Source organism: Flavobacteriales bacterium (assembly GCA_021739695.1).
GTDB lineage: Bacteria > Bacteroidota > Bacteroidia > UBA10329 > UBA10329 > UBA10329.
Genome location: JAIPBM010000015.1, coordinates 1 through 26,091, shown reverse-complemented (window position 1 = coordinate 26,091; position 26,091 = coordinate 1). Strand labels below are relative to the sequence as shown.

The window sequence follows — 26,091 nt, the reverse complement described above, 5'->3', positions numbered from 1 at the left end:
AAACCTCTCCTTTTCAGATTATTTAAATGTGATTACGGGAACATGCAGATCACCGCTCCCATAATGGCCAAGGTCATGATCCAATATCCTGAGTTCACGGCAATGTATTTGAATCCTTTTCGCTCAAAAAGGGCATTGGTGCCAAGCACTGGAAGCACGAAGAAAACACCTGACAGGATTCCGTGAACAACTCCATGCGACCATGTTCTGTGCAGTGTTCCGTACTGTGTCATGAAATTCTCAATATAGGCGGTAGCTTCTGGACTTTCGTGACCTACAAACAGCGAGGCGATGTGTCCTTGATGCACTACGAGCATATTCACTTGCACGGCAAGAAGGACACTTAGCAGAAGCGACACACCAAAGATCACGGCCATGTTACCTGTTTTGGCCATTTCTTCGGTCACGCCCGAAGCGCTCATCCATGCCTTTCCAAGGCCAAATTTCGGATTGTAATAAATGAATCCAACAATGGTTGGAATAAGGGCTGCGCCCAGAATAATGGGAAAATTCATGATGGTTTAGGTTTATTGGTTAGTTGAACCAAGGTAGTTTTTACCATCAATAAATCAAACTATCCCAGCAGCCAAATTTTAATCTGCAATCGCCTTGATAATGTCGTGTTTGGTCAGAATACGATACGTTCCAGAGCCATCTTTGTAAAGCACAGCTGGTGTTTCCTTGTCAAACATATCGGCAATTTCGGTCACGCTTTTGTTGGCGTCAACTTCTGGGAAAGTAGGTTGCATAATATCACGCACTTTGCAATTCCGGTCTTCCGGTTTATTGAACAGATGACTGAACAATTTCCCTTCGGTTACCGATCCAACGGGCTTACCATTCTCAAACACAGGCACCTGAGAGATGTCCTTTTCTGTGATGAGTTTCACCACATCAGCCACGGAATCATCTGCCTCAACCGACAGCAATTCAGGCTGCTTAGCGCCATGCACTTCTACCACACTTATTCGGCCCTTGTCCAAATATCCACGATCGCGCATCCAATCATCGTTGAAGATCTTACCAACGTAGCGCGTTCCATGATCATGGAAGATCACCACTACGAGGTCTGTTGGCTTCAGTTTATCTTTCAATTGAAGCAATCCTTGAATCGCACATCCAGCACTGTTTCCCACTAGAATTCCTTCCTTCTTCGCCAGTTCGCGGGTCATCAACATACCTTCCTTGTCGCCAACTTTTTCAAAAAGATCGATCACACTGAAATCAACACATTTAGGAATGATGTCTTCGCCAATCCCTTCCGTCACGTACGAATAGATCTCATTCGGATCGATCTTACCCGTTTCGTGATACGCCTTTAGCGTAGAACCATAAGTATCTATTCCCCAAACTTGAATATTCGGGTTCTGTTCCTTCAGATATTTTCCAGCACCTGAAATGGTTCCGCCCGTTCCAACGCCTACAACCAAATGCGTCACTTTCCCTTCGGTCTGTTCCCAAATTTCTGGTCCGGTCTGCTCATAATTCGCCTTCGGATTGCTCAGATTGTCATACTGATTCGGGTAGAACGAATTCGGAATTTCCTGATTCAATCTCCTTGCTACCGAATAGTAAGAACGCGGGTCGTCCGCCTCCACATTCGTAGGCGTCACAACAACCTCAGCACCCATCGCCCGCAGAATATCCATCTTCTCCTTACTCTGCTTGTCTGGCATCGTGCAGATCAAGCGGTAACCCTTCACAATAGCAGCTAGCGCCAAACCCATTCCCGTGTTGCCCGAAGTGCCTTCAATAATGGTCCCACCGGGTTTCAACCGACCGTCCGCTTCAGCGTCCTCAATCATTTGCAACGCCATCCGATCTTTTATCGAATGTCCAGGGTTAAACGTTTCCACCTTGGCCAAAACCGTGCACGGAAGATCCTTACAAACCTTGTTCAGTTTCACCAAAGGCGTGTTGCCTATCGTCTCTAGAATATTGTTGTAGTACATGGCCGCAAAGGTAGAAACCTCCTTTTCTCAGCATTGTCTTCAGAAGACTTCTTTTTGGGCGTTTCCCCAAGCTGCGCAAGGGGTCAGGCTGTCCGCTGTATCTTTTTTGCGAAAAGGCAAAAAAGGATGCCGCTTCCATCCTTAACGCGACTCATAGCACAAGTAGCCCAATTTCCCGAAGCTCCAGCATCAAGCCATCCTCCCAAAAGAGTTCAAAATCCTCCATCCCGAAGTCTTCAAAATCTTCTTTCAACCTACTGAACGACCAAGGTTCTCCACTTGGAGTTAGCTCACTCAGTACGCTTTCCAACCACAAACCTTCTGGTTCATCACACTCCAATTGTATCGTTTCCCTATTGGTGTCAATGGTCAGAACGCCTTCATTTTCATCGTAAGCCGCAGGGCCAGAAAGCCAAATTACGCTAGATGTTTGTTTGAGTATTCTTTCATCAGGTTGTGCCAAATAACCCTCAATCATATCAGGTTTCAAGCTCGCTTTCGGAACCTTATGCTCAAACCATTCTTGCAACGGTAGGCCGAAACCAACGCCATGCATGAAATTGAACAGCGATTTCTTCAATCCTGCGCTGAATTGGTCGTGATCGGCACCGGTCGGGTCTTCGTGCTGCAGATCGTTATTGGCGAAAGAACCAACAGATTCTCCCACAATTTTCACCTTGAACTTCTCCGGATTCAACCCAACAGGACTATGAGCCGTCATGGCAAAGCGATGCCAGAAAGCCGACTGCAGCACATTCGTTTCAAAAAGCTGCCGCACAACTTCCAGCGAGTCGATGGTTTCCTGTGCTGTCTGTGTTGGGAAACCGTACATCAAATAGGCATGCACCATAATTCCCGCCCGATTGAAGTTATCGTTCACCTTCGCCACCTGTTCCACCGTAACGCCTTTGGCAATCAGTTTCAACAAACGGTCTGAAGCTACTTCCAATCCGCCCGAAACGGCAATGCAACCCGAAGCAGCTAGCAGTCGGCAGAGGTCATAATTAAAGCTCTTTTCAAAGCGGATGTTGGCCCACCAGGTCACCACCAATTGGCGTTTCAGAATTTCCAGCGCTATGGCTTTCATCAGCGCTGGCGGAGCTGCTTCATCCACAAAATGGAAACCGCGTTCGCCTGTTTGGGCAACGAGTTGTTCCATGCGGTCAACGGTCAACGTGGCCGATGAACCTTCATAATTCCGGATGTAATCCAGAGAAATATCGCAGAAGGTGCACTTGCCCCAATAGCAACCGTGCGCCATGGTCAGTTTGTTCCAGCGACCATCGCTCCAAAGTCGGTGCATCGGGTTGGTCAGTTGGATGACCGACAAATATCTTTTCAGTGGTAGTCCTGTGTAATCTGGCGTACCGACATTCTCTTGTTTGATGTCAGGATTTGTGCTTCCGTTGAGATATTTCACGTCTCCGTCAACGAGCGTGAATGTGCGTTTTAGCTTTTCCTTTTCAAGACTTCCATCTAGATGAGAAAGCAGCTCCATCAAAGGTGCTTCACCATCATCCAAAGTGATGAAATCCACAAACTCAAAAACCCGAGGATCGGACAACGACCGCAGCTCTGTATTGGGAAATCCGCCACCCATTGCAACAGTGATATTCGGATGGTTAAGTTTCAACCATTGCCCGCACTTGAAAGCAGCGAAAAGATTTCCTGGAAAAGGGACAGAAAGACAAACAAGTGTGGGCTTTTCATCTTTGATCTTTTCCTTGAAAACAGAAAGCATCAACTCACTGATAAAACTCGTTTCTGAGTTCAGTTCGTCATACAATTCATTAAAAGAACGAGCCGACATGCCCAATCGCTCTGCATAGCGACTAAAGCCAAAATGCGGATCTATCAATTCCACAATAAAATCGCTGATGTCTTCTAAGTAAAGCGTGCCCAAATGCCGTGCTTGGTCGCGAATTCCCATTGTTCCGAAAGCCCATTCCAAGTCTTCCATCTGTTCAAATTTGGAAGCTTCGGGTAGGAAGTTCCGTTCGCAAATGAAGTGCGAAAGCGTAGGGTCTTCATCCTGCAAAAAGCTAATGACAGCATCGATGGTACTGATGTAACGCTCGCGAAGCGCGTAAATACGTAGGGAATTGTCCGATGCTTCGTCAAGTCTCCCTTTCGCGACAGCAAAAAGGTCTCTCAGACCAGCTTTCGAAAACAAGCGGAGAATGGTCTCCATTCCAAGGTCCATCTGTGTGCAGGGAACGCATTGCGTGTTCAGAAAACCCTTGAGGTAGGCCGTAGCCGGATAAGGCGTATTCAGCTGGGTAAAGGGCGGACTGACTAAAAGGATCTTCTGGCTCACGAAGCAAACTTAATTGTAAACCCGCGACTTGGCTTATGCCCCTCGCAGATCAAGGGCTTCCGAATCAATCATATCCACCACTTTCTTCATTTTCTTCTGAATGATCTTGAAATGATGTTGGTCGTCTGGCGTGACAAATGAAATGGCTTTTCCGAGGTTTTCTGCTCGGCCAGTCCTACCAATGCGATGCACAAAATCCTTTGGCGAACGAGGCAATTCGTAGTTGATCACGAAGGGAAGGAATTCGATGTCGATGCCGCGTGAAAGCAGGTCAGTCGCAACCAAAACCGTCAGTTCTCCTGTCTTGAAATAATGCAGCGACTCCGTCCTGTTCCCTTGACTTTTCTTGCTGTGAATGGCTCGTGCCGAAATGCCATTCTTGCTCAGTTTCTCAGCCACAAGGTCTGCTTGGTAAACCGAAGATGTGAACACCAACACTTGCTCCATTTTCTTCTGTCTGATCAAGTAACGAAGTAGCGGTCCTTTCTTCTCATCGGAAACGAAATAACCGACCTGATCAATGAGTTCAATCGCCTCTTTTTCAGGCACAACATTGATGACCACAGGATCATTCAATAACACGCGCTTCATGCTCTCCACATCAGGATTGAGCGTGGCCGAGAACAGCAGATTCTGCCGCTTAGCGGGCAAAAGCGCAAAAACGCGGTCCATTTCCAATTTGAATCCGAGATTCAGCATCTTGTCCGCCTCATCCAAAATAAGCGTGCTGACCGAAGAAAATTGCAAAGCATTCGAATCGGCCAATTCCAGCAATCTTCCGGGCGTTGCCACCAGTACATTCACGTTGCTCAGCGCCTTCATTTGCGGATTGATTGAAACACCACCATACACCGCCATCGACTTGAAAGGAAATGGCATGGCCGCCCCGAAAAGCTTGAAAACAGCTTCAACCTGAATCGCCAATTCCCGCGTTGGCACCATCACCAACACGTTGATGTGTCGGTTTTTCTTGACCGTTTGTCCATCCAAATTCATCAGAACAGGCAATACGTAACTGGCCGTTTTTCCCGAACCCGTCTGAGCAATTCCCAACACATCTTTCCCATTCAGAATGGCCGGAATGGCCTGTTCCTGAATAGGGTATGGCTTCTCATACTTTTGACTTTCGAGTGCACTCAGAAGAAAACGGGAAAGCCCTAACAAATCGAAAGACATGGTTGTTCTTGATTTTAAGATGCCGCCAAGATATGCAAGCTTATCAACGCAAGCAGACGATTCCAACTCGTATTTTCACCCCATGAACCAAGCACTCCAAGGCTACCGAATTCTCGATTTTACCAAACTCTTGCCTGGCCCTTTGGCCACGCTTTGGATGGCGCAGCAAGGCGCGGAGGTCATTAAAGTAGAAAGTCCAAGTTCACCTGATCCTGTTCGCTTTTATCCGCCCATGAAAGACGGGGTTTCCGTGTTCTATTCAACCCTGAATGCTGGCAAGAAAAGCCTATCTATCGATTACCGTTCGGAGGAAGGAAAGGAAGCCATTCTGAAGCTGGTAGAAACCGCTGATGTGGTCATCGAACAGTTCCGTCCGGGTGTGATGGATGCCTTCGGTTTGGGCTACGCAACACTCAAAAAGCGAAATCCCAAGATCATTCTTGTTGCCATTACTGGCTATGGACAAACAGGGGAAATGGCCGCAACTCCCGGCCACGACATCAACTATCTGAGCTACTCAGGAATGCTGGATGCGCAGCGAGATAAGAGTGGGAATCCAATCATCTCTGCTGCGCAATTGGCCGATGTGGCTGGTGGTTCTATGATGGCTTTGAATGCAACTACTTCGGCCTTGCTTCATCGAGAACGAACAGGCGAAGGCCAACACGTAGATGTTTCGATGACGCATAATGTTTCTGTTTTGCAGACGATGCGCATTGCAGAAGAATTGAAAACAGGAACGAGTAATGGCTATCTGTCGGGCAGATTGGCTTCTTACAACATCTACAAATGTTCTGATGGCCGACATGTGGCGCTTGGTGCTTTAGAACCCAAGTTCTGGCAAAAATTCTGCAACCTGATGGACCACGCAGAGTGGGGAGGAAGGCTCATGGAAGTCGAACTGATTGATGAAGTTGCTGCTCAATTCGCCACGCAATCCATGCAATTCTGGGTTGATAAATTGGAAAAGGAAGATGTTTGTCTTTCACCTGTTCTGACTGTTCAAGAGGCCGCAGCGCATCCGCTTTTCAGGAACGGATTCCCAACGTCTTTCGGGTCAGTGGAATTATCTCGAGCACCGAAGTTGGGTGCGGATAATGAAGCGCTTTTAAACTAGCTCGTCATGTCGAGCGAGGAACGAGCCGAGACATCTGTTGCTAGATTCCTCGACTTCGCAAATGCTATGCTCGGAATGACGCGTAACTCCTTTGCACCCTCCGCGAAATCTCTGCGTCTTTGCGGTTCAATCAATTCGCGCAGGGAGCAAACGAAATGACCTGCAAATAGATCTTCGTTTTGCCCAATTGGCCCATCAGCCAATCGCGTTTCTGATGATTTATGGGAGAAGTGTAATTCGCAACCAGAAAACGGTGTTTGTCTAGTCGAATAATCGAAGGAAAAGCTGTGTCGCCTGCACCAGGAAGATCCATCACCCATTCCACTTTGCGTGTTTCCTTGTTGATCTTGAAAAGTGCGGTTGTCTTCGGAGAAAGCGAATATCCAACCCAATTTCCCTTTCGCTGTGCCGACATTTTCTTGGTCCGTTTCACCTTTCCGAATGGCTTTTTACCCAACTGCCTGCGACCTATCAGGTAGAGGTCATCACCATGTCGGAACATCTTTGGCGACATGAAACACCTCGTATCAGCTGTATCTGGGAATTCCCAATTGCCGTAATCGTCTGCTTTCGCAAAGGCCACGTGCGAACCGAAACCAGAGTTGTCACCATCTTCCAAACGCGTTACGGCCCACAGGTTCTTGTCGCGGTCAAATTCCCAAGCCGTTTCAGACACACCACCGAAGTAAACCGCGCCCGTATCGTTCATTGATTTCCAATTCACACCATCATCGGTCTGCTTGAAGTACATGCGCACTTTCGAAGGTCCCTGCAACTCGTAGTGCGAACCGATGTAACTCGTCATGAAGGTCGAGCCGTTTCGGTTTTTCATGCTCCAATGCACTTCTCCCAAGTTTAAAACCTTTTCGGGTTCGCTCCAATTCCCGTTTCCGTCCGTAGTAAAATGGTCAATGAATTCAGGCTCAAAAGCGGTCATTTTTGTGCCTGCACCAAAAGTGTAGAAGTGCAGTTTTCCATCGATCGGAACAAGAAACGGTTCACGCATGTCCCGCCCAATGAAGATCTCTTTTTCCTTTCGCCATGCTTTTCCATCCGAAGTGGAAATGATGTAAAGCCCCGTTTTCTTCGAAGCAAAATGCGTGGGTCCCGTCCTGAAAGCCAAGAATAACCGATGATTGAAAATGGTGATTGAGACGTTATTGTTTGAATTCTGCGGATTAACTCCTTCCGGCAAATCAAGCGATGGAATCAACCAATACGGATCACTCAACTGCGGACAATATTCCTTGTTGAAATCAAAGCCTTCATCGTGCAAGGCAGGATCATCTGGAGAAACTTCCAGCTTCGGTAGAAACTCCTGCAAAGCAGTCTGAACTTCTGACGGATATTCCGTTTGCATCGGCCATTTGGGGGTGGTGCAAGCAGTGAGGAAAAAACTAATAAGGAGAAAGGAAAAATGTGGACGTTTCATCGATTTGTTAAGATGAATGGCTAAAGTAAAACAATCCCAAACGGTGTGGCTACCTTTCGGCCATGGATTGGCATCAGCTCTTAGCAACCTTACATCAGATACTTCAGGAATGGGGTTATTGGGGAATGGGTTTGGCTGGATTTCTTTCGGGTACTGTTGTCCCGTTTTCTTCCGAAGCTGTTTTGGCTGTTCTGCTCAACGAAGGTCTTGATCCATTTGCACTTTTCGTTATCGCGGTGGTTAGCAATTGCATTGGCGGGTACACCACGTTCTGGATCGGTCACCTCGGCAAGCTCGATTGGATTGAGAAATACTTCCGAGTTAAGCACCAAAAACTATTGGATTGGGAACATCGCGTGGAAAAATATGGAGCCTATTTCGCCATTTTGGGTTGGCTGCCCATCCTCGGGAACGTGATTCTTCTCGCCCTTGGTTTTTTCCACGCCAACGCGCGCAACACCGCCTGGTGGATGTTTGTGGGCAAAGCGGTTCGTTATGCGGGCATCATTTGGTTGATGAACTAACATGGATTGGTTAGAATGGGGATACTTAGGGTTGTTCTTGGCCAGTTTTCTCTCGGCTACAGTTCTTCCATTTTCTTCCGAAGCAGTTTTAGCTGCTATGCTGGTTGGTGGAGCTGATCCAATTGTGGCTATTGGCACCGCAACACTCGGAAACTGGTTGGGCGGAATGAGTTCTTACGGACTCGGCTACCTAGGTAAGTGGCATTGGTTGGAGAAATACTTTGGAGTGAAAGAGACCAAACTGAAAGAGTGGAAACCCAAAATTGACCGTTACGGAAGTTTCTTTGCCATACTAAGTTTCCTTCCTTTTGTTGGCGATGTCATTTCTATTGCGTTAGGTTATTTCCGTGCACAATTTTGGCTCACAGCTTTTTGGATGTTCCTTGGCAAGCTAGGCCGATATGTTTCAATCTATTGGGGAACCTTACTGATGTGATTCGTACAGAAGCTGCAAAAGTTGATCCTTGACGAGGTCTTCATCTTCCCAAGGAGTCATGTGTGTTCCGCCTTCAATGGTGATCACCGTCAATAGCGAATCAGGAATCATCCGTTTCGAAAATGCAATGTTCTCGTACGGAACAATATCATCATCCGTTCCGTGTACATGAATGAACGGAGTTTGCACGGCCTTCCATTTCGGAAGAAGCTTTCGCAGTTCAGCCTCATGTGCCTTTTTCTCCGCAGCGGCCACCATAAAAAATGCAGGAACAGCCCAACGTGTCGCTTTCCATTCTGTGAATTTCACAATGGCAAAATCCTTCTCTTCGTCTGGGTCGAGAGCAGGAGCAAGCAAAACAGCCGCCTTGACCTTTTCAGGATTATCCAACACAAAACTGGAAGTGATCGGTCCGCCATAAGAATGCCCCACCGCAATCACGTACGGATAGGCGTAATGCGAAAGCACCTTGGCAATTGCCTCGCTCTGTTTTTGAATCGAAACCTCAGCATTCCCTTGGTCATCAGGACTGTAGCCCAAACGATCGATCGAGATCAACCGAGCATATTTCAGAAGGGAAGTGTCAGTTAGGAACTGGAAGAAATTATTGGCGGCTCCAGGCGCACCGTGCGTGAAAATCACGATTGGAAGCCTGTCCTCATCGAGCGTTGAAACCTCAACCCAGCGCAGTGGATGATTGAAAATACGATCGTGACCGATGCTGCATTTCAATCCTTCATCTTCGAAGTATTCATAAGTGTCTTCGTCATTTGCCACCGACATTGGGCTGTTGAAATACCAGATCGCAAGTGGAATATGAAGTCCAATAAAAACGAGAAGAAAGATGTAGCGCTTTTTCACTTGAATGATGATTCAAGCAATAAGAACACGAAAGGACGAATCAGGTTCAATCGTACTTCACCCAAAAAGCAGAGGTATAACCACGCAGATCTCCACCTTGCGATGAGTAGACAGGGATTCTTGGCGCTAGGCCCAAAATTTTTCGATTGATGATGGAGCCTTCTGCATCATAACTCCACTGTTCTCTAAAGGTCAATCCGTAGAAATCTTTGGAGTAATCTCGTTCGAAAATTTCAATGGATTTATCCCCGGTTTCCTCCTCCTCAAACCAAATGGTGTCTGTGAATTGCAGCATATTCTTTACCTGTTCTGCGCTCAATACTTCATCTGACGAACGGTCATAAGCCTTCAGTTTTCCAGAAAGCACATCCGCGATTAGTTGCACACTGAGTGGCGAAACATCCGAAAAATCCTCGTCATTCAGATCTTGATGAAACACCGAATTCAGGTCCACAGCATATTCCATTGTTTTGGTTCGCGCAACTACGTTTTCTTCGGCTGCGCTTGGTTGGTCTGTGGGTTGGTTGCAGGCAGCAAATCCAACAAATAAAAAGGGAATCATTCGTTTCATGCTTGTTTTTTTAGTTGTTCGCGCTGTTTCATCACCGAATCAACGATCTTGTCAGCAAGGGTGAAACTGGTGGTTACGTGAGCTGCGGTCAGTAGTCCGCTCATCAGCGCACCGCCAATTCCAACTGTCACAATATCCTGACCTGTCAGGTATAGATTTTTGATAGGTGTTTTCGGACGAAGTTCCTTCATTCGGAAGCGGGCAGGAGAGTGGTCGAGGCCATAGATCTCGCCATGCTCGTAGTTCACAAAATGCTTAGTAGAAAGTGGCGTGGAAAGTTCGTAGTAATCAATCTTTCCTTCCAATTGCGGAAACTGCTTGTAAAGTTCTTTCAACAAGCGCTGCGCGAATTCTTCCTTGTAGGCTTCGTACTCCTCACCACGGTGTTTCCAGCGCTCGTCTTCCCACTTGGCAAACCATTCGTAAGGCGCCAGCGTGATCATTTCAATCGTGCTCTTTCCAGGATAACGATCGTCCCATTCAGGGTCTTTGATTGATGGGAAAGAAATGTATGTGACAGGAAACGGTTTGCTCGGATCGGCCATGTATTCCTTCACGCCACGGTCATGATCGTTATGCGGATAAACCCAATAATTCGTATTGCCAATTCCTAATTCGCGGAGGTTTTCTTTCAAACCGATATACAAACAAACATGCGAAACCGAAGGTGGCACGCCCTTTTCAGGACTAAAACCAATGGCATTTTGAATGTCTTTGTCCAGCAATCTTCCGAAGGTGTTCAGATAACCTGCGCTGCTCACGATCATCGGAGCTTCGAGGATTGTACCATCTTCCATCAGCACACCTGTGGCTTTTCCATTTTCGACAATTATCTTCTCAACTCCAGCGCGCACAGCAACCGCTCCACCTGCTTTTTCAATCACCGGAATAATGGTTTCCGCAATGCGCTGGCAGCCACCTATAGGAAATGCACCGCCTTTCCAGTAATGCTTGTTCACCACAGATTGAATAGCGAAACTGCTTTCTCCCGGAGGCATTCCGTGGTCACCATATTGTCCGGCAAGCACAGCTTTCAATTCTCTATTGTCGGTGATCTCGTCCAAAACCTCGCTTGTGGTTTTGTCCGACAATTCATAATACTTCTTGGTCATCATTGACCCGAAAAGCACACTCAAAATGGATGGCAACGCCCGCTCTTGAAAGAATTTCTTGTTCTGCGCAGCAGACTGATAAACCCGTTTGATGTAGTTGTCTATGGCGTCTTCTTCTCCTGGAAAGCGTTCATAAAGCATCTCCAGAAAATTCTCTTTTCCCGCTTTGAAATCATAGACGTTTTCTCCCAGAACGATGCGGTCGTAAACCTCATCCATTTCTTGCCATTTCAGCTGATGGTCAGAAATGTAGTCGAACAAAATGCTCATGAATGTAAAATCATGATGGACATCTCCTACGTAGTGAATTCCCACGTCCCATTCGTATTCTTTCCGCTTAAAAACGTGCGTGAAACCGCCCGGAACGTAGTGTTTTTCGAGCAACAGGATCTTCTTGCCCATTTTGGCCATAATGGCCCCGAATGTCATGGCGCCCAATCCCGAACCGATGACGATGGCATCGTATCCTGTTTTCTTCTCAAGTCGTTTCCAAGGTGTTCCTGTTGCCATTTAGTTTACTGAGTTGATAAAATTGACAAGATAGTGAGTTGTGCTTAGTTGACGCATGGCTTGTTCTCGTCCATCTCTGCAATCCATTGGCGAATGACAACCATTGCCTCTTCATGCACCAATTTTCTACCTAATTCAGGCATCATGATGCCCGGATCGGTGCTTTCCATTCTGTAAACCATGATGGAACTGTCGGGTTGACCAGGAGCAATGTCGTACATGTACTGTCCGCCACCGCGACCAGCAGCCACATTGGTCTTCTTGAAACCACGTTTGGTACAATCTGTTTCTTCGATATTCAAGAAGAAACCTGATGTATTTCCCGGACCTTTCGCATTGTGGCAATGCGCACAATTGATGTCGAGCCAAGCTCGGGCGCGTTCATCCAACGTGCCGGTTGATTCATCATCCCAAACAGCCAGTTTCGGGGTTATTTCTGAAGACGAAAATCTCGCTAGATAACCTTTCGATACCCACTTTTCCAGCTGGTTCATTTCTCCATCCGCATATGCAAAATCTCGGTTCAAATGCTTGGCTTTCGGCCCGATGGGAACCATCGCCTTATCGTATTCGTGGCAGCCTTTGCATTGGTTCTTGTTCGGAATCACGTAGTTGACGGATTTCTTCGTGCCATCATCATGAATCCACGAAACATCCGTTCGACCTCCTGCCAATTCCAATTGCGCATCCGTTTGTTCCTCATTCCAGATGTACGGAAGTCCGACCCAACCATCTTCGCGATGTATTAACAACCGCGTTTCAATGATCCTTCGTCCTTTGCTTTCATCTCTAAAATCAAGCGGATAATAGAAGTTTTTTACGAGAACAGCTCCGACAGGAAAATCAAACTCTCGTGTTGGATTGTACTCGGCTGCTTTTCCATCAGGCATCCAAACGAATCGCGCTTTGTGAGCGTAATCAGTGAAGAGAGTGGAATTCAGTGTGTAAGGCAGCACGCCATCATTTGCTTCAAGGTTTTTCAGATCGCCTCGGAATAGATGATACTCGGATAATTTCTTGAAATAATCTCCCGAAATGGGAACATTCACAGGACCTTCAAGAGACGGTTTTTCGCTGCATCCAATCCAAACAGCAACAATAATTCCTATGATGAGGAGCTTGCGCATCAATTACCCAATGGAAATTCCTGACCAACCAATTCTTCGCTCTTTTTCCAAAGTGCCTTGGCCGTTTCGGGTTCTTGTGATGGGCGATTGCTGAAGAATTTTTTGCTTTTTACCCAATAACCGCCTGTTTCTCCTTCAACATCTGGCGATGATGCCAAATGAATGGATGTTTTTGCACCTTCTTCCACTGTAACCATCAGCGGCTTGCTCAAAATCCAACCAAGTTTTGTGAACCAATTGGCGTTCTTTTCGGCAATTTCGGTGCGCACACCGCCTGGATGAACTGCATTGGCAGTGATGCCCGTTCCTTCCAATCGCTTGGCCAATTCTTTTGTGAAAAGGATGTTGCAGAACTTGGAACGCGAATACGATTTCCAACCGCCATAACCAGACTTTTCGAAATTGATGTCGTTGAGGTCCAGTTCACGGGTTGATTTGTGGGCAATCGATGCGAGGTTGACGATGCGCGCTTTTCCTGCGGCTTTCAGATTGTCCATCAACAGATTGGTCAGTAGAAAATGTCCCAAATGATTCGTGGCGAACTGCATTTCCAACCCATCAACATTCAGTTGCAGGTCAGAAACATAGCATCCGGCATTATTGATCAAGACATCAATCTTTGGACATTTCGTTCTCACTTTTTCTGCCGCTTCGCGAACTGATTTCTGCGAACTCAGGTCAATGGTCACAAAATCAACCTTCTCGTTTCCTGACGATTTCTTGATCTCCGCAACCGCTTCTTTCGCTTTGTCTTCTGAGCGAGATGTGATCACCACATTTGCACCTTTCTTGGCAAGATCAATGGCGGTGGCTCTGCCGATTCCCGCGTTTCCGCCTGTGATGACGACTGTTTTTCCGTTCATCAGATTTCTTCTTTGACAGGAGATTCTGGTCTTGGATGTTCGCAATCAAAGCCTTCCAATTCCGTACTCAGGTCTTGAAAGTTGCTAGGAGCATTGAAGTTGCAGAAAGTTGTGTTGTTGTTCTTGATGCAGATCATGTCCTCAGGCGCAATGGTCATGGTTTCCATGTTGATAAGCGCAGGATCGAAAATGCCATCATAAACGATATGAGGCGATTTTGCTCCGAACAACGAGGCCATCAGCTTACCCAAACGTTTTGTGGTGTCTGGCAGCATCGGTTCTTGGTCTTCGTAGATGTTATCGTGAACGTTGATTCCAGTTGAGAAAGGGTAGAAGAGGCTGTCTTCATACGGACGCTCCGTCAATTGGTAGCTGATGATGCCCGTGCTGGTGGTTTTGTGATTTGAGAAGGTGTTGTGATCCATTTCAATGTTTCTTCCTGCCAAGATGAAGCTTGCTGTTCCGCCTGGAAGAACTCCTACAATTGCCCCCGGATTTCCGAAGTTATCGTGGTTGTTGTTTCGGATGATGTTGTCGTGGATACGAACGTTTGTTCCTTGCTTTTCGATGAGGTCTGGAAGGTTGTAGAACGCGATTCCGCAGGCATTTCCTTCGCAAGTGTTGTTGTAAACATCCACAAACGAGCAGTTTTCAATCGCAATTCCCTGCACGTTCATGGAAGCGTAATTGTCGCGAAGAATCACGTTGCGACTTTGTCCTGCGTAAATCCCTGCATCGCTCGCATTTGTGAGCGTGCATTTCTCAATCAACAATCCATCGCAGAGCACAGGATAAAGCGCATAGGCACCGTTAGCTGAGGAAGAACCATTTGTCCATTCAACCTTCACGTTTCGGATGGTCACATTCTTGCTTTCGTGCACTTTGATTCCATCACCACTCAAATCCTGAATGGTCATGTCAGAAATGGTCACGCCATCAGCTTTGATATAAAAACCCTGTGCGCCATCGGTCTGTTTACCGAAGTTGATGATGGTCTTATCCATTCCCGCACCTTTTATGGTCACGTTTTTCACATCGCGCATAGAAAGATCGCTCGTGAACTCGTATGTTCCTTCAGGAATCTCAATCACGCCACCTTCCTGCACCGCGATCATCTCCTCTTGCAACTTCTTGTGAAGTTCTTCGGAGCTCAGTTTGGGTTGGGCGCATGAAGTAAACAGCATAGCGCTTGCCGCTATGCTGAGAAGTTTATGGTTGATGGTCATTTGGGGTTGGGTTGATTATTTTTTCTTTTCGAAGTTGAGCATGAACTCAGCAACGGCTAAACGGGTTTCTTCTGTCAAGTAATTCTGAGGCGGCATTTCCGGATAATCCTCACGTCTACGAACAGGATTGGCTATGTAGTCGGCCAAGCCTTGCGGATTGTCTTTGTACATGGCTTGAATGGCTTGAACAGGAGGCCCGATCATGCGGACATCGTAGGCATGGCAACCAGAGCAAACTCCGTAATAGGCCATCTTTCCTTTTTCATCCGTCTCCAATTCTCTAGGTGCGACCGGTTCCGCCAACAAGTACGATTTTACGTTAGCAGTACTGGCCAATTCACAACTTGCATAATTTTCCAATCCCCATGTTCGGTACATGTCCCGATTACGGATGCAACTTCCAACACCGCCTCCGTAAGCAAGAATGTCTGGACCTTTCGTGTCCATTTGAGTAGCCATGGCCGCTTTAATGTCAGCCACTGGGTTTTCTCCATTTCCATACATCACGTTGTCCAGAATCACCACACGGTCAGGATTTGGTTCAACCGCAGTATCTTTCGATAATTGAGAACCAAAACTCAGGTCGGTAATTGCTATTCCCGTGTTTCCGTTTCCGGTAATGATGTTGTTCTCAATCACCACATCATCAGCAGCCATTACAATAATCCCTGTTCCTTTAGGAAGCAACGATATGATGGCGCCCGGTTTTCCGAAATTCTCGTGGTTGTTGTTTACAACGAAGTTGTTTCGGATGATCACATCAAAGCAGGTTTTGATGGGAAGTCCAGGAGTGATAAAGGCGAGGATTCCGCCTGTGTTATCGTGTGTGTAATTGCCTTCTACCAAAGCATGACGGCAGTTCTCAATCTCAATTCCAGCCACACTTTCGTATACCTCGTTGTACTTCACATCAATGTTGTCGCACATGCCAACGTAAATGGCTGCATCCGCAATTCCGCTAAGAATGTTGTGCTCGATAAGACCATTTTTCCCGAATTCTGGGAAGATGCCGTAAACACCTGATTCGATGATCCAATTGTTGCGAATGAGGAAGTTGTTTCCTGCCTGACCCATGATGCCGTTACCCTTGTACTGAACGATCTTGAAGTTCTCGATCAGCATATTCGACCCCGAATAGAGAATCGCATCATTCAAGACTTTCTCACCGTCCTTACTTCCATCCAATGTTGGCCAATTCCCTTTTTGGATAACGCCTTGAAGCGTTATGTTGTCCTTATCGATGTAGACGCATTCGTGATACGTTCCAGGATAAACACGGATTAGGTCACCCGGATTTGCCTTTCCAACAGCTTCTTGGATAGATTGGCCATCCTTTACTTCGATAACGTTTTTCTCTGAAAGATCAACAGCCATTGTTCCATCGCCACCTTCAAAGAAGGTTGGGGGAGGGGCGGCAGGGCCAGAAGCTGAGAATTTTACTTTACCGAAATAGACACCGATCGCGAAGACGAGTGCGCTTACAATGATCCAAATGATGGCTTTTTTCATGGTGTTTTGAGAGAGTTGATTTTTATCAAGGCGATGAAGGTAATCGATCTGGACGTTTTGGCATAAAGCTTTCATCCGTAAGTGTTTGGAGGAAATCTACGAGTCGATCTAACTCGTTATCTGAGAGCTCGGGCTCCCAAATGTGCCAATGCAAGTAGAGATTTTCTCCTTCGGGAACGGCATGGCCGCGACCCTTGGTGTAGAATTCTACTGTTTCGCGAAGTGTTTTAAACCTACCCGAATGCATGTATGGAGCGGTTAGCGCCACATTTCTCAGACTCGGAATTTTGAATCCTGCCCGCAGCGAAACATCGTTGTAAGGAACCTGCGCTCCTGGATCCAACTCGCGTCCTTCAGGCTCTGGCGTTCCCAGAACAGCCAGTTGCTGATTAGTGAAAAGCGGTGGCGTGTGGCATTCGGCACAGCGGGCCACAAACGAACGGAACACATTCATTCCTTCAATTTCCTGCGGATTCAACGCGCCATGAAAACCGTGCGCGTATTGGTCGTAGCGGCTATTGAGAGAAATGAGCGATGTCTGAAAAGCTGCCAAAGCCGTATAGATTTCTTCCAACTGGATTTTGGCCTCATTCCGTTCTGGAAACGCTACGCGGAACATTTTGCCATAATTGGGAATGGAGTTGATGGTCTCACGCAAATTATGAGGCGTTGTTCCCATTTCGTTTTCTGCGAAAAGCGGACCCTGCATCTGTTCTTCCAAGGTTGTGGCTCGTCCATCCCAAAAGAAAAGTTTGAGGAAGGCCACGTTCCACAAACTTGGCGCCCCACGTTTTACCTCTTGCCCGCCAATTCCAACACTAGTTGCCAAGCCATCGCTGAACGCTTTTTCGAGTTGATGGCACGAAGCGCAACTTATTGTTCCATCTTTAGAAAGAATGGGGTCGAAGAAAAGGTAGCGGCCAAGGTCTATCTGTTGCGGGGTGAAACCGTCTCGGAATTCAGGAAGTGCAGTTTTCAACCCTCCAACGCCTTGATCTGTAAGAGAAGCATATTGCTGATAAAGCGAACGGAGTTTGCAAATGCCTTCATCCGTCAGCTCAAATCCTGGCGGACAGTTTTTGCAGAGTTCGAATTCACCGTTAGAGGTGGAGACTATTTCTTGTGTACCCTCCGCATCATTCGGAACAATATCTTTTTCGCAGGATGAAAGGGCGAACGAAATGGCCGCTAACAGAAAAACGATTCCTGCGAGCGAGTTTCTCATTCAGCGCTCAGCGAATTGATGTACGCGATGAGGTCGCTCACTGTTTTATCATCTGGAATTGACAAGGCTATCTGCTGCATCTGCGCACCGTATGTGTCTCCATCAACCGTACCACGTACTCCTTGTCGGAAGTTATTGAGCTGACGTTCCACATACCAATCCTGAAGACCGACCAATCGAGGTGAATGCAGCGACTCAATCCCAACAGCACCTGGGCCGTGACATGCGCCACAGATCATGTTGTAATAGGCTTTCCCGTTCTCGGCATCGCCTCCCGCCATCGTTGGTACTACTTTGGGAGAAGGCATGGTTTTGATGTAAGCGATCACATCGTCAATTCCTTCTCCATTCAGCGTTTTTGCCATAGGTGCCATTTGAGCGCCAAACACATCTTTTTCATGAATACCACGCTTGTTGGTTCTGAAGTTCTGCAACTGTTGATGCAAGTAATAAGGCTCTTGATCTGCTAAGGCAGGAGCGCCCAATGCAAGCATTCCATCAGCTTGTGGGCCATGGCAAGTTGAGCACACCACATACAACGATTGACCTTTTTGGGCGTTTCCGGTTACAGCCGCTGGCTGATCTGTTTGGGCAACTTCCGGTTCAGCTGGTTTTTCCGATTTACTGCTACAACCAAAAAGGTGGATAATTGCAAGCAGCAAGACGGGATAAACAAGGTTATTTTTCATGATAGATGCGATTTACTGCGAAGATGCGTAATTGTGCTTTAACTTATCGTCCAGCATTCACACTTTAGGCATAAATCGACTAATACACGTTTCTGAGAAGGGTGACATGCCCAATGTCTGTGTGTATGGTAAGCGGCTCAATATCAGTGGTGTATTTCAGGCTCCAGATGTACACACCCGTTTGCACATCGGTGCCGTTCATGGTTCCATCCCAACCTGTGTCTAGATCGGTACTTTGGAAAATCACCTGTCCCCAGCGGCTATAAATGGTCAACGTGAAATCTGCAATTCCTCTTCCATAGGCGTAGAATATGGGGTTTTTGTTGTTTCCGCCAGGAGTGAATGCATTAGGCACATAGATGGTCGGGTAGGCGTATACGATTACGGAATCCGTGTTGGTGCAACCCAGCTCATCGGTCACAAGAATATAGTAAGTGGTGGTTTCTTCCGGATTGGCAATCGGATTCGGGCAATCTGTGCAGCTCAATCCTTCAGGAGGCGTCCATTCAACGATGTTTCCAGGATTCACATTTGGGGTCAACTCTCCGTAAACTCCTGGTTGCAGATATGCATCTTCCCCTGCATCAAGCGGAGGAGGGTCTGATACGTAAACAATGACCTCTTGAGAAACGGTGCATCCGATAGAGTCGGTTGCCAATACGGTATAGACCGTGGTTTCTGTTGGGTTTGCATTGGGTTGGGTTGAATATGGGTCATCCAATGACCCGGGAGGAATCCACTCATAACTTGCTATTCCCACGCCATCAACACCTAGAGGCACCGTGTCTAATGCGCAGATGGTGTCTGTTCCAAAAGCCAAGATCACCGGTGGAATGGGAATATCGAATTGTAAGGTGGCGGAGTCGGGTGTCAGGCATCCCGCAGAATCGGAAGCCAATAAGCTTACCTCATAACTTCCTGGGTCAGCATAAAAGTGACTGCCATCGAATGCGGTAGAAACTACTCCATCTCCGTAATCCCATAAAAAGGTATTGGCGCCCGAACTCGTGTTGCTGAATTCAACTTCGAGGGGATACTCACAATTTTCGAGAAGCACGTTGAACGCAGGAACAGCAATAACCTGATTAAGGTCGAATTTGAACACACCCAAATTGCAATTGCTAGAATTGTTTGTGTTGGACCAAGCCCCAGGTGTTGTCGGAAAATCATCATGATTGCCACAACCAGCGCACACGGCCTGATAGACCACTCCGTTCTTGTCAAATCGGCTCGTGCCTCCATCAACGTGTTCATCACTTTGAGCACCTCCGAAAAATGTTCCGTAGATCAGACTTTCCACGTTTTTTTCGAGCATCATCAGGTAGAAATCACTGCCATCTGTGGTAGACTGAAATGCATCGGAACTAATGGGAAGCCCAACGGTTGTGCTTTGAGTTGCATTGCCAACTTCCCGATTGGTAGAACCACCCCAACCGGAAAGAAATATCTGGTAGCAGTTGCTCACCAGAAATGCCGTGGGCGAAAAATCGATGGAACCACTGCTTGTTCCGATGGTAGTAGATACGAGAACTGTACTCAGAGAATTGTCCAATTTTTGGATGAACTGCCCGCTGCTAGGATTGCTGTAAACCGTTGCAGGTGTTGTTGGGATATTGCCAAGGCTTTGGCCCAAAAGGAAAATATTGTCATCGGGGTCAAGTTGCACAAAATAGACCTGGTCGTATTTGTTCGTTCCGATGAAGGTAGATGCGTTGAAAGTACTTCCGTTAGGCGCGATTTTCGTGACCCATCCATCAGCCTGACCGAGAGAATTAGGAAAAAGTGTGCCTGAAGTTGTAGGGAAATTGCTGCTGATCGTTCCTCCAGCCACCACCACTTCTCCTGACGAACTCAGCTGAACGGAATAGGCATTATCTGTTGAAGAACCTCCAATGAATGTGGACCAAAGCATGGTGCTTAGGTTCGGATTCATCTTAAAAACCACGCCATCGCGGCCGCCTCCAATGTTGGGTTGAGCCGATCCTGCGGTCACAGGAAAATCGGCCGATTCGGTAGAACTGGCCACATACACGTTTCCGGCAGCATCAATGTTTATCTCTCCTCTGAAGGGGTCTCCGTAATTATAGTACAGGATGGTGTTCGGATTCAGGCCGTCATTATCGGTTCCACCAACAAAGGTTGACGATAGGATATTGGAGCCATCAGCAGCTAATCTGGTTATTACGATGTCGCATCCCAAGGCATGTTCAATTCCATAGCCATACGAAAAACCGGAAGGTGGCAATGCAGACCAATTGACGGCTTGCCCTCGGCCATTGGTAGATTGGAATGCCGTGGTGCTTAAGGGATAGTCCAAGCTACTGGATGTTCCCAACAGATAGAGTTCATCATTGCTGTTTACAATAAGGCTGTTCACCGATTCGGCATGGGCGCCACCAACAAAAGTGGAATACAATAAGGTAGAGCCATCGGCACTGAACTTACTGATGCCGATATCGGTATTGCCAGCTGCTGGTTGGGTATAGGCTCCCGTGGTTACAGGGTAACCTGAGCCGAAGCTTGTTCCCGCCCCATAAAGGTTCCCGTTGTTGTCGAACGTGGCGGTGCTTCCGAAATTATCGGTGGTAGAACCGGTGTAGGAGGCAAAAACCAACTGAGGGTCGATGACGAGTTCATGGTTTTCGTCATAGCCGTTGGGGAACTCAAATGAAACGCGCTTTCCTTCGAGTTTGAATTTGCATGCAACGTCTTTCCGCAGTCCGTCAATCACCTGAAATGCAACAGGACTTTTCTCGAAAACATCCATGATGGAGGTGGTGAGTTTCAGATCGCCACTTGCAAGCACCCGCATATCGTCCAATCCTTCGTAATGCATGGCAACGGTGTTGGGGTTTGCATTGGGTGCGATTATCAGATCATATTTCAGACTACCGTTATGGGAATAGACCTTGAGGTCAATGCCATCATAGAGCGATGTGTAGTTCACTTCGGCATAAGCATAGACCCACGATTTCCATTGGTCGGGGTCGTTTCCGATAAAGTAGTTTCGATAGTTTGAGCTCTTGTGATCTCCTGCGTGCTGAACCGCATCCGATGCCTGTTCGAATTTCATTCTGAAAGCGTGCCCCCTCAGCATGGTCGATTCGGGATGTTGCACATGTGGATGGTGGTGCGTCTCCCGTTCCAGTAACGAATAGGTGAAACCGTCCTTCTCTAGAAAAAGTGCTCCAGAGGGGATGTCTACCTTGTAAAGCACCTTCGAATTCCATTGCCCGAGATTCTCAATGAATTGAATTCCATCTGCCTTGGCCAAGCTGCCATGGAAAAGCGCAAGCCCTAATGCAGCAACAAAAAAGTGGGAGGGACGAAGCATTTGCGATGGATACCTGAAAACGAACAGATGAATGTCGCAATTTCTTCCGTAAAGTAAGATGTCAGATTAATAAATAACTTGTTATAGATGTGTTTTACGCACTGAAGAGCATGGAACAGGTTGCAGTTTTGCGTTAGCTCTTGGATATTCAAATCAGTAAATTACAATGTTCTTTTAACTCATGACGAACAAAAAAGCCGAAGCAATTGCCTCGGCTTTTCTTTCATTTGGTTTGGCGGTCTATTGATAGAACTTCTCTCCCGCCTTCGCCTTATCAACAATGATCTGAGGCGGAAGGAAACGCTCGCCATGTTTCGCTGCCAATCGGTTGAAGATGTCAACCGTTGCTTGCGCTCCAAGTGTGTCCATGTAACGGAACGGTCCGCCACGGAAAGGAGGGAAGCCGAGTCCGAAAACAGCACCCACATCGCCATCCAACGGATTGGCAATGATGCCTTCTTGAAGACACAAAGCGGCTTCGCTTACCATGCTCATGCCAATGCGCTCATACATTTCCTTCTCGTCAAACTGCTTGCGGGTGTTGCCCCCGAAAAAGCTATAAACGTTAGGGTCGAGTTCGCGCTTCTTCTTGCCGTTCTCATCATATTGATAGAAGCCTTTCTTGTTCTTGCGACCGTGGTATCCGGCATCGAACATCTTCTTCATCGCCTGAGAAACTTTCACTCCTTTTCTGGTGGAAACGAAATGCTGCATCAACTCACCACTCATGATGTGCGCGCCAACGTCAATTCCAACTTCGTCCATCAAGGTTATCGGTCCAACTGGGAAACCGAACTTCTTCAGCACTTTATCTATCTGAAGGGCATCCGCACCTTCTTCCAGCATGTTTAGAGCTTCGCCCAAAAGCGGAGCAAGGATACGTGTGGTGTAGAAACCAGGACCATCCTTCACAACGATCACGGTCTTTCCTTGACGGACACCAAGGTCGTAGCAAGTTGACGTGACCCAATCAGCAGTTTGATCTGTCACCACGATTTCCAACAACGGCATTTTCGGAACAGGGGAGAAGTAGTGCATCCCAATTACCTGCTCAGGTCGTTTACTTGCTTTCGCGATTTCGCTGATCGGAAGTGCGGAGGTGTTGGAAGCGAAAATCGCGTCCTTGCTCAAATGCTCCTCGCATTCTTTCATTACAATATGTTTGATTTTGAGGTCTTCGAAGACTGCTTCAATCAACACATCAACCTTGTCAAAATTGTTGTAATCGAGCTGTCCGTTGATGCGGTTCATCAATCGGTCGGCATCTAATTGGTTCATCGCCTTGCGCTGCACGCGCTTGCCAATGTCGCCCCAAATGGTTTTGCGTGCTTGGGTCAATGTTTCCTGCTTGATGTCCTTGAGTAGTACTCGAACATCCCTAGCGGCAGAAACCTGTGCAATTCCTGCACCCATGAAACCAGCACCGACCATGGCCATGGTGTCGGTTTTGCGTGCCAATGCGGCCTGCGGATTTTTCTTCTTTTCCGTCATGGCGAAGAAAATGCCACGAAGCTGGAAACTCTCTGGCGTGAGGATGAGTTTTTCGAAGCGTTTCACCTCTTCGGCATAACCCGCTTTTTCGCCCGAACTCATTCCGACTTTTACACATTCCATGATCTCGTAAGGAGCTGGATAATTTCCGTTCGTCTGACGGTCAACCATCTCCTTCGCCTTCTTGAAAATGATGCCGCGCGTGATCGGATTTCCTTCAAGGAATTTCTCCATTCCCGAACGCTTGTCTTCTCTTTTGAGCGGTCGCTTCGCAATCTCATTTGCGAGAACAATGGCTGCATCGAGCAAGGCTTCTTTGGTTGCAATTCGGTCAACCAATCCCATTTTCTTGGCAGGATAGGCAAACACGTTTTTGCCGGTAAGCATCATGTCCAATGCTTTCTGAATACCAACCAAACGTGGAAGTCGTTGCGTTCCGCCACCGCCAGGCAGCAGACCGAGTTTCACTTCGGGTAGCGACATGATTGTTTTCGGACTATCCGAAGCAACGCGAGCGGCACATGCCAAGGCAATCTCCAATCCAGCGCCCATGCAGGCACCATTGATGGCGGCCACAACAGGTTTTTTGCTTTTAGAAAGTCGATCAAGAATCTCGTGACCTTTCTTGGCAATGGGTTGCCAATCGCCTTCCTTCTTCACATTGGCAAAAGCTTCAATGTCTGCTCCCGCGATGAAGTCCTTCTTGCGACTGATCATCACAGCAGCTCGCACCTCAGGATCTTTCTCCAATTCATCCATCATCGGATTGAAGGTGTCGATCATATCCGGCCCGATCTTGTTGATCTTCGAGTCTTGCTCGTCCATCCAAATGATGGCAATGCCGTTTCGTTTTTCTATTTCAACGTACTTATTTTTCATAGTATTCAATTTGCGAATAACGATTATCGATTAACGAATTGTGAATGGCTGGAATCGATAGATGTTATTGGTGTGATTTATTTTTCCGAGAACGCTTTTCTTCCAATTGGTAATTATATTTTCAATCGTTAATCGTTCTTCGTCCCTCATTTTCATAGTATTCAATTTGCGAATAACGATTATCGATTAACGAATTGCGATTGTTTGCAGTCGATTCACGTTACTCCTATTGTTTCTTTTTTGCGGTGTTTACACTTGCCACGAAAATGGAAATCAGTTCGTTGCATTCTAATTTTGCTGTCTGAATAACACTCATTTCTGAATGAAGATTTGTCTGCTCAATGATCTTCAAACAAATGAAGCTTTCCCTCAACTCTTTAATAATGATGTTCACTTTATGAATGAAGTCTTTTGTTGATTCGGCTGATCTGGCCTCTCCATAATTTAACGCTGGAGAAGCCCCGCTTCGTAACAGTTGGTTAGCATAGTATCGCGAAGCGTATGAATTTGACATCTTTTCCGTTATCCGAACGATGGAAACTGCAAAGGCGATCAACCTGTCTTCAAGTTCCTGCGGTGTCATCAATCGTAAATCGCTGTTCGTTAATCGTTATTCGCCAATCAATCGCCTTTACTCTTATTGAAGTAATATTTTCTTTGAAATGGTATTCTTTTCTCCTTCAAACCGAACAACATATGTTCCCGTTGCGAGTGAAGCAAGAGTAAGGAATGTAAAACCAGTGTCAACTTGTTTAGAGATTAGTTGACGGCCATCCAAGCCAAAAGCGGAAACAAGACCACTTTCGTCAGTGGTTATTGATAATCCAAGTTGGTTCAGTTCAATGCTGATTGTTGGAATTTCAACGTCATCTATGCCAACAGAGGGAGCAACTAAACACGGAACCAGACTTTCTCCTTGATAAAGGGAGTAGATGTTTCCGCAAAGGGCTTCGGTTACACCTTCATCAATCCAGCAGGGATATTCCTGACCAGATGTTGTTGGTGTTCCTATTGCTCGAATATGAAAATTGATGGTAGCAGGGCCACTGGCTGCGGTGATTCCAAGTCCTTGTGATGAGGATGTGAAAACGGTTGAATCGCCTACGCTTACAGGAAGCCAACCATTCATCAATGAAACATTGGACGGGTCTGGTGCATCTACGATCAACGCGAATTCCATTCCATCTGGAAGGAATAAGTTCGAGAAGTCAAACGTGAAATCGGTACCATCATTAAACGAACAATTGCCTGGCGATTGATACGTTCCGATATAAACCACATCGTCTCTATATTCTCCCGTAACGTACGGTTCAATAATAATCTGAGCTTTCAGTTGAAGGCTTACTGAGAGTAGAATGATTGATAATAGTCTCATGATTCGTATCGTTCCAAAATACATGCATGACCGTGCGCACCGGCAGCACAAGCGGCCAATAGACCGTATTTGCCGCCTTCCGCAATCAAGCGGTTAGCTGTGGTGGTCACGATTCTCGCACCAGTAGCTCCGAATGGATGGCCGATGGAAAGCGATCCGCCCCACAGGTTCATTTTGTCCATTGGAATCTGGCCAACAGCTTTGTCGAGGCCAATATTTTCTTGGCAGAACTCATCAGATGCAAGAGCCGCAATGTTTGCTAGAATCTGTCCGGCAAATGCCTCATGGAATTCAATCACGTCCATGTCTTCCATCTTCAAGCCATTTCGCTCAAGGATTTTTCCCATTGCGTAAGCAGGTCCAAG

General features: G+C 46.9%; 22 protein-coding genes. 3 read left to right on the top strand and 19 right to left on the bottom strand.

The window, feature by feature from the left end:
• Positions 1-32: 32 nt before the first annotated feature.
• The 4 genes from K9J17_10540 to K9J17_10525 all read right to left on the bottom strand — a co-directional run bounded on the left by K9J17_10540 (position 33) and on the right by K9J17_10525 (position 5,445).
• Positions 33-515: a DUF1761 domain-containing protein gene (locus K9J17_10540; protein ID MCF8277164.1), complete on the bottom strand. Its 483-nt coding sequence runs from the start codon at positions 513-515 to the stop codon at positions 33-35.
• 78 nt (positions 516-593) lie between these two features.
• Complete coding sequence (locus K9J17_10535; protein ID MCF8277163.1) at positions 594-1,952, bottom strand: pyridoxal-phosphate dependent enzyme; 1,359 nt, start codon at positions 1,950-1,952, stop codon at positions 594-596.
• A 151-nt stretch (positions 1,953-2,103) separates the two neighbouring features.
• The gene (locus tag K9J17_10530) at positions 2,104-4,269 is read right to left on the bottom strand and encodes a radical SAM protein (protein ID MCF8277162.1); all 2,166 of its coding nucleotides are present in this window, start codon (positions 4,267-4,269) and stop codon (positions 2,104-2,106) included.
• 33 nt (positions 4,270-4,302) lie between these two features.
• Positions 4,303-5,445, bottom strand: coding sequence for a DEAD/DEAH box helicase (locus K9J17_10525; protein ID MCF8277161.1), 1,143 nt, complete (start codon positions 5,443-5,445; stop codon positions 4,303-4,305).
• A gap of 82 nt (positions 5,446-5,527) precedes the next feature.
• Here K9J17_10525 and K9J17_10520 point away from each other — a divergent pair, with 82 nt between their 5' ends.
• The gene (locus tag K9J17_10520) at positions 5,528-6,562 is read left to right on the top strand and encodes a CoA transferase (protein MCF8277160.1); all 1,035 of its coding nucleotides are present in this window, start codon (positions 5,528-5,530) and stop codon (positions 6,560-6,562) included.
• Between the two features lie 130 nt (positions 6,563-6,692).
• Here K9J17_10520 and K9J17_10515 read toward each other — a convergent pair whose 3' ends face one another.
• Positions 6,693-7,994, bottom strand: coding sequence for a hypothetical protein (locus K9J17_10515; protein ID MCF8277159.1), 1,302 nt, complete (start codon positions 7,992-7,994; stop codon positions 6,693-6,695).
• Positions 7,995-8,056: 62 nt separating this feature from the next.
• On the opposite strand from K9J17_10515, the gene K9J17_10510 reads away from it, so the two are divergent.
• The gene (locus K9J17_10510; GenBank protein ID MCF8277158.1) at positions 8,057-8,518 is read left to right on the top strand and encodes a VTT domain-containing protein; all 462 of its coding nucleotides are present in this window, start codon (positions 8,057-8,059) and stop codon (positions 8,516-8,518) included.
• A 1-nt stretch (position 8,519) separates the two neighbouring features.
• Complete coding sequence (locus K9J17_10505) at positions 8,520-8,954, top strand: DedA family protein (GenBank protein MCF8277157.1); 435 nt, start codon at positions 8,520-8,522, stop codon at positions 8,952-8,954.
• Here the strand turns inward: K9J17_10505 and K9J17_10500 are convergent.
• From K9J17_10500 to K9J17_10435, 14 genes are all read right to left on the bottom strand, one after another.
• Positions 8,943-9,815, bottom strand: a complete 873-nt coding sequence (locus tag K9J17_10500) for an alpha/beta hydrolase (protein ID MCF8277156.1) — start codon at positions 9,813-9,815, stop codon at positions 8,943-8,945. The genes K9J17_10505 and K9J17_10500 overlap by 12 nt on opposite strands.
• Before the next feature lie 46 nt (positions 9,816-9,861).
• Complete coding sequence (locus K9J17_10495) at positions 9,862-10,386, bottom strand: hypothetical protein (GenBank protein MCF8277155.1); 525 nt, start codon at positions 10,384-10,386, stop codon at positions 9,862-9,864.
• A complete protein-coding gene (locus K9J17_10490; protein ID MCF8277154.1) occupies positions 10,383-12,008 on the bottom strand; it encodes an NAD(P)/FAD-dependent oxidoreductase in 1,626 nt (541 codons plus the stop codon). Before K9J17_10490 ends, K9J17_10495 begins: the two co-directional genes overlap by 4 nt.
• 44 nt (positions 12,009-12,052) lie before the next feature.
• Complete coding sequence (locus K9J17_10485; protein ID MCF8277153.1) at positions 12,053-13,135, bottom strand: hypothetical protein; 1,083 nt, start codon at positions 13,133-13,135, stop codon at positions 12,053-12,055.
• Positions 13,135-13,998 carry an SDR family oxidoreductase gene (locus K9J17_10480; GenBank protein MCF8277152.1) on the bottom strand — a complete coding sequence of 288 codons (864 nt, stop codon included), beginning with the start codon at positions 13,996-13,998 and terminating at the stop codon, positions 13,135-13,137. The genes K9J17_10485 and K9J17_10480 overlap by 1 nt, the downstream gene beginning before the upstream one ends.
• On the bottom strand, positions 13,998-15,224 hold the full coding sequence (locus K9J17_10475; protein MCF8277151.1) for a right-handed parallel beta-helix repeat-containing protein: 1,227 nt from the start codon (positions 15,222-15,224) through the stop codon (positions 13,998-14,000). Before K9J17_10475 ends, K9J17_10480 begins: the two co-directional genes overlap by 1 nt.
• A gap of 15 nt (positions 15,225-15,239) precedes the next feature.
• Entirely contained in the window at positions 15,240-16,733 is a 1,494-nt protein-coding gene (locus tag K9J17_10470) for a right-handed parallel beta-helix repeat-containing protein (GenBank protein ID MCF8277150.1), read from the bottom strand.
• Between the two features lie 25 nt (positions 16,734-16,758).
• Positions 16,759-17,958, bottom strand: coding sequence for a cytochrome-c peroxidase (locus K9J17_10465; protein MCF8277149.1), 1,200 nt, complete (start codon positions 17,956-17,958; stop codon positions 16,759-16,761).
• Positions 17,955-18,647, bottom strand: coding sequence for a c-type cytochrome (locus K9J17_10460; GenBank protein MCF8277148.1), 693 nt, complete (start codon positions 18,645-18,647; stop codon positions 17,955-17,957). The genes K9J17_10465 and K9J17_10460 overlap by 4 nt, the downstream gene beginning before the upstream one ends.
• 79 nt (positions 18,648-18,726) lie before the next feature.
• Positions 18,727-21,981, bottom strand: coding sequence for a gliding motility-associated C-terminal domain-containing protein (locus tag K9J17_10455; protein ID MCF8277147.1), 3,255 nt, complete (start codon positions 21,979-21,981; stop codon positions 18,727-18,729).
• Positions 21,982-22,221: 240 nt separating this feature from the next.
• Positions 22,222-24,351: an enoyl-CoA hydratase/isomerase family protein gene (locus K9J17_10450; protein ID MCF8277146.1), complete on the bottom strand. Its 2,130-nt coding sequence runs from the start codon at positions 24,349-24,351 to the stop codon at positions 22,222-22,224.
• 226 nt (positions 24,352-24,577) lie between these two features.
• The gene (locus K9J17_10445; GenBank protein ID MCF8277145.1) at positions 24,578-24,934 is read right to left on the bottom strand and encodes a four helix bundle protein; all 357 of its coding nucleotides are present in this window, start codon (positions 24,932-24,934) and stop codon (positions 24,578-24,580) included.
• A gap of 54 nt (positions 24,935-24,988) precedes the next feature.
• Entirely contained in the window at positions 24,989-25,726 is a 738-nt protein-coding gene (locus K9J17_10440) for a T9SS type A sorting domain-containing protein (protein MCF8277144.1), read from the bottom strand.
• Positions 25,723-26,091: acetyl-CoA C-acyltransferase (locus K9J17_10435; GenBank protein ID MCF8277143.1), on the bottom strand; the 369-nt coding region annotated here is incomplete at its 5' end. The genes K9J17_10435 and K9J17_10440, both read right to left, overlap by 4 nt.

Coding starts and splice junctions, on each gene's coding strand:
- K9J17_10455 (MCF8277147.1), bottom strand. CDS start 21,981: ATGCTTCGTCCCTCCCACTTTTTTGTTGCTGCATTAGGGCTTGCGCTT.
- K9J17_10520 (MCF8277160.1), top strand. CDS start 5,528: ATGAACCAAGCACTCCAAGGCTACCGAATTCTCGATTTTACCAAACTC.
- K9J17_10505 (MCF8277157.1), top strand. CDS start 8,520: ATGGATTGGTTAGAATGGGGATACTTAGGGTTGTTCTTGGCCAGTTTT.
- K9J17_10485 (MCF8277153.1), bottom strand. CDS start 13,135: ATGCGCAAGCTCCTCATCATAGGAATTATTGTTGCTGTTTGGATTGGA.
- K9J17_10510 (MCF8277158.1), top strand. CDS start 8,057: ATGGATTGGCATCAGCTCTTAGCAACCTTACATCAGATACTTCAGGAA.
- K9J17_10465 (MCF8277149.1), bottom strand. CDS start 17,958: ATGAGAAACTCGCTCGCAGGAATCGTTTTTCTGTTAGCGGCCATTTCG.
- K9J17_10515 (MCF8277159.1), bottom strand. CDS start 7,994: ATGAAACGTCCACATTTTTCCTTTCTCCTTATTAGTTTTTTCCTCACT.
- K9J17_10475 (MCF8277151.1), bottom strand. CDS start 15,224: ATGACCATCAACCATAAACTTCTCAGCATAGCGGCAAGCGCTATGCTG.
- K9J17_10495 (MCF8277155.1), bottom strand. CDS start 10,386: ATGAAACGAATGATTCCCTTTTTATTTGTTGGATTTGCTGCCTGCAAC.
- K9J17_10480 (MCF8277152.1), bottom strand. CDS start 13,998: ATGAACGGAAAAACAGTCGTCATCACAGGCGGAAACGCGGGAATCGGC.
- K9J17_10470 (MCF8277150.1), bottom strand. CDS start 16,733: ATGAAAAAAGCCATCATTTGGATCATTGTAAGCGCACTCGTCTTCGCG.
- K9J17_10490 (MCF8277154.1), bottom strand. CDS start 12,008: ATGGCAACAGGAACACCTTGGAAACGACTTGAGAAGAAAACAGGATAC.
- K9J17_10440 (MCF8277144.1), bottom strand. CDS start 25,726: ATGAGACTATTATCAATCATTCTACTCTCAGTAAGCCTTCAACTGAAA.
- K9J17_10535 (MCF8277163.1), bottom strand. CDS start 1,952: ATGTACTACAACAATATTCTAGAGACGATAGGCAACACGCCTTTGGTG.
- K9J17_10525 (MCF8277161.1), bottom strand. CDS start 5,445: ATGTCTTTCGATTTGTTAGGGCTTTCCCGTTTTCTTCTGAGTGCACTC.
- K9J17_10460 (MCF8277148.1), bottom strand. CDS start 18,647: ATGAAAAATAACCTTGTTTATCCCGTCTTGCTGCTTGCAATTATCCAC.
- K9J17_10450 (MCF8277146.1), bottom strand. CDS start 24,351: ATGAAAAATAAGTACGTTGAAATAGAAAAACGAAACGGCATTGCCATC.
- K9J17_10445 (MCF8277145.1), bottom strand. CDS start 24,934: ATGACACCGCAGGAACTTGAAGACAGGTTGATCGCCTTTGCAGTTTCC.
- K9J17_10540 (MCF8277164.1), bottom strand. CDS start 515: ATGAATTTTCCCATTATTCTGGGCGCAGCCCTTATTCCAACCATTGTT.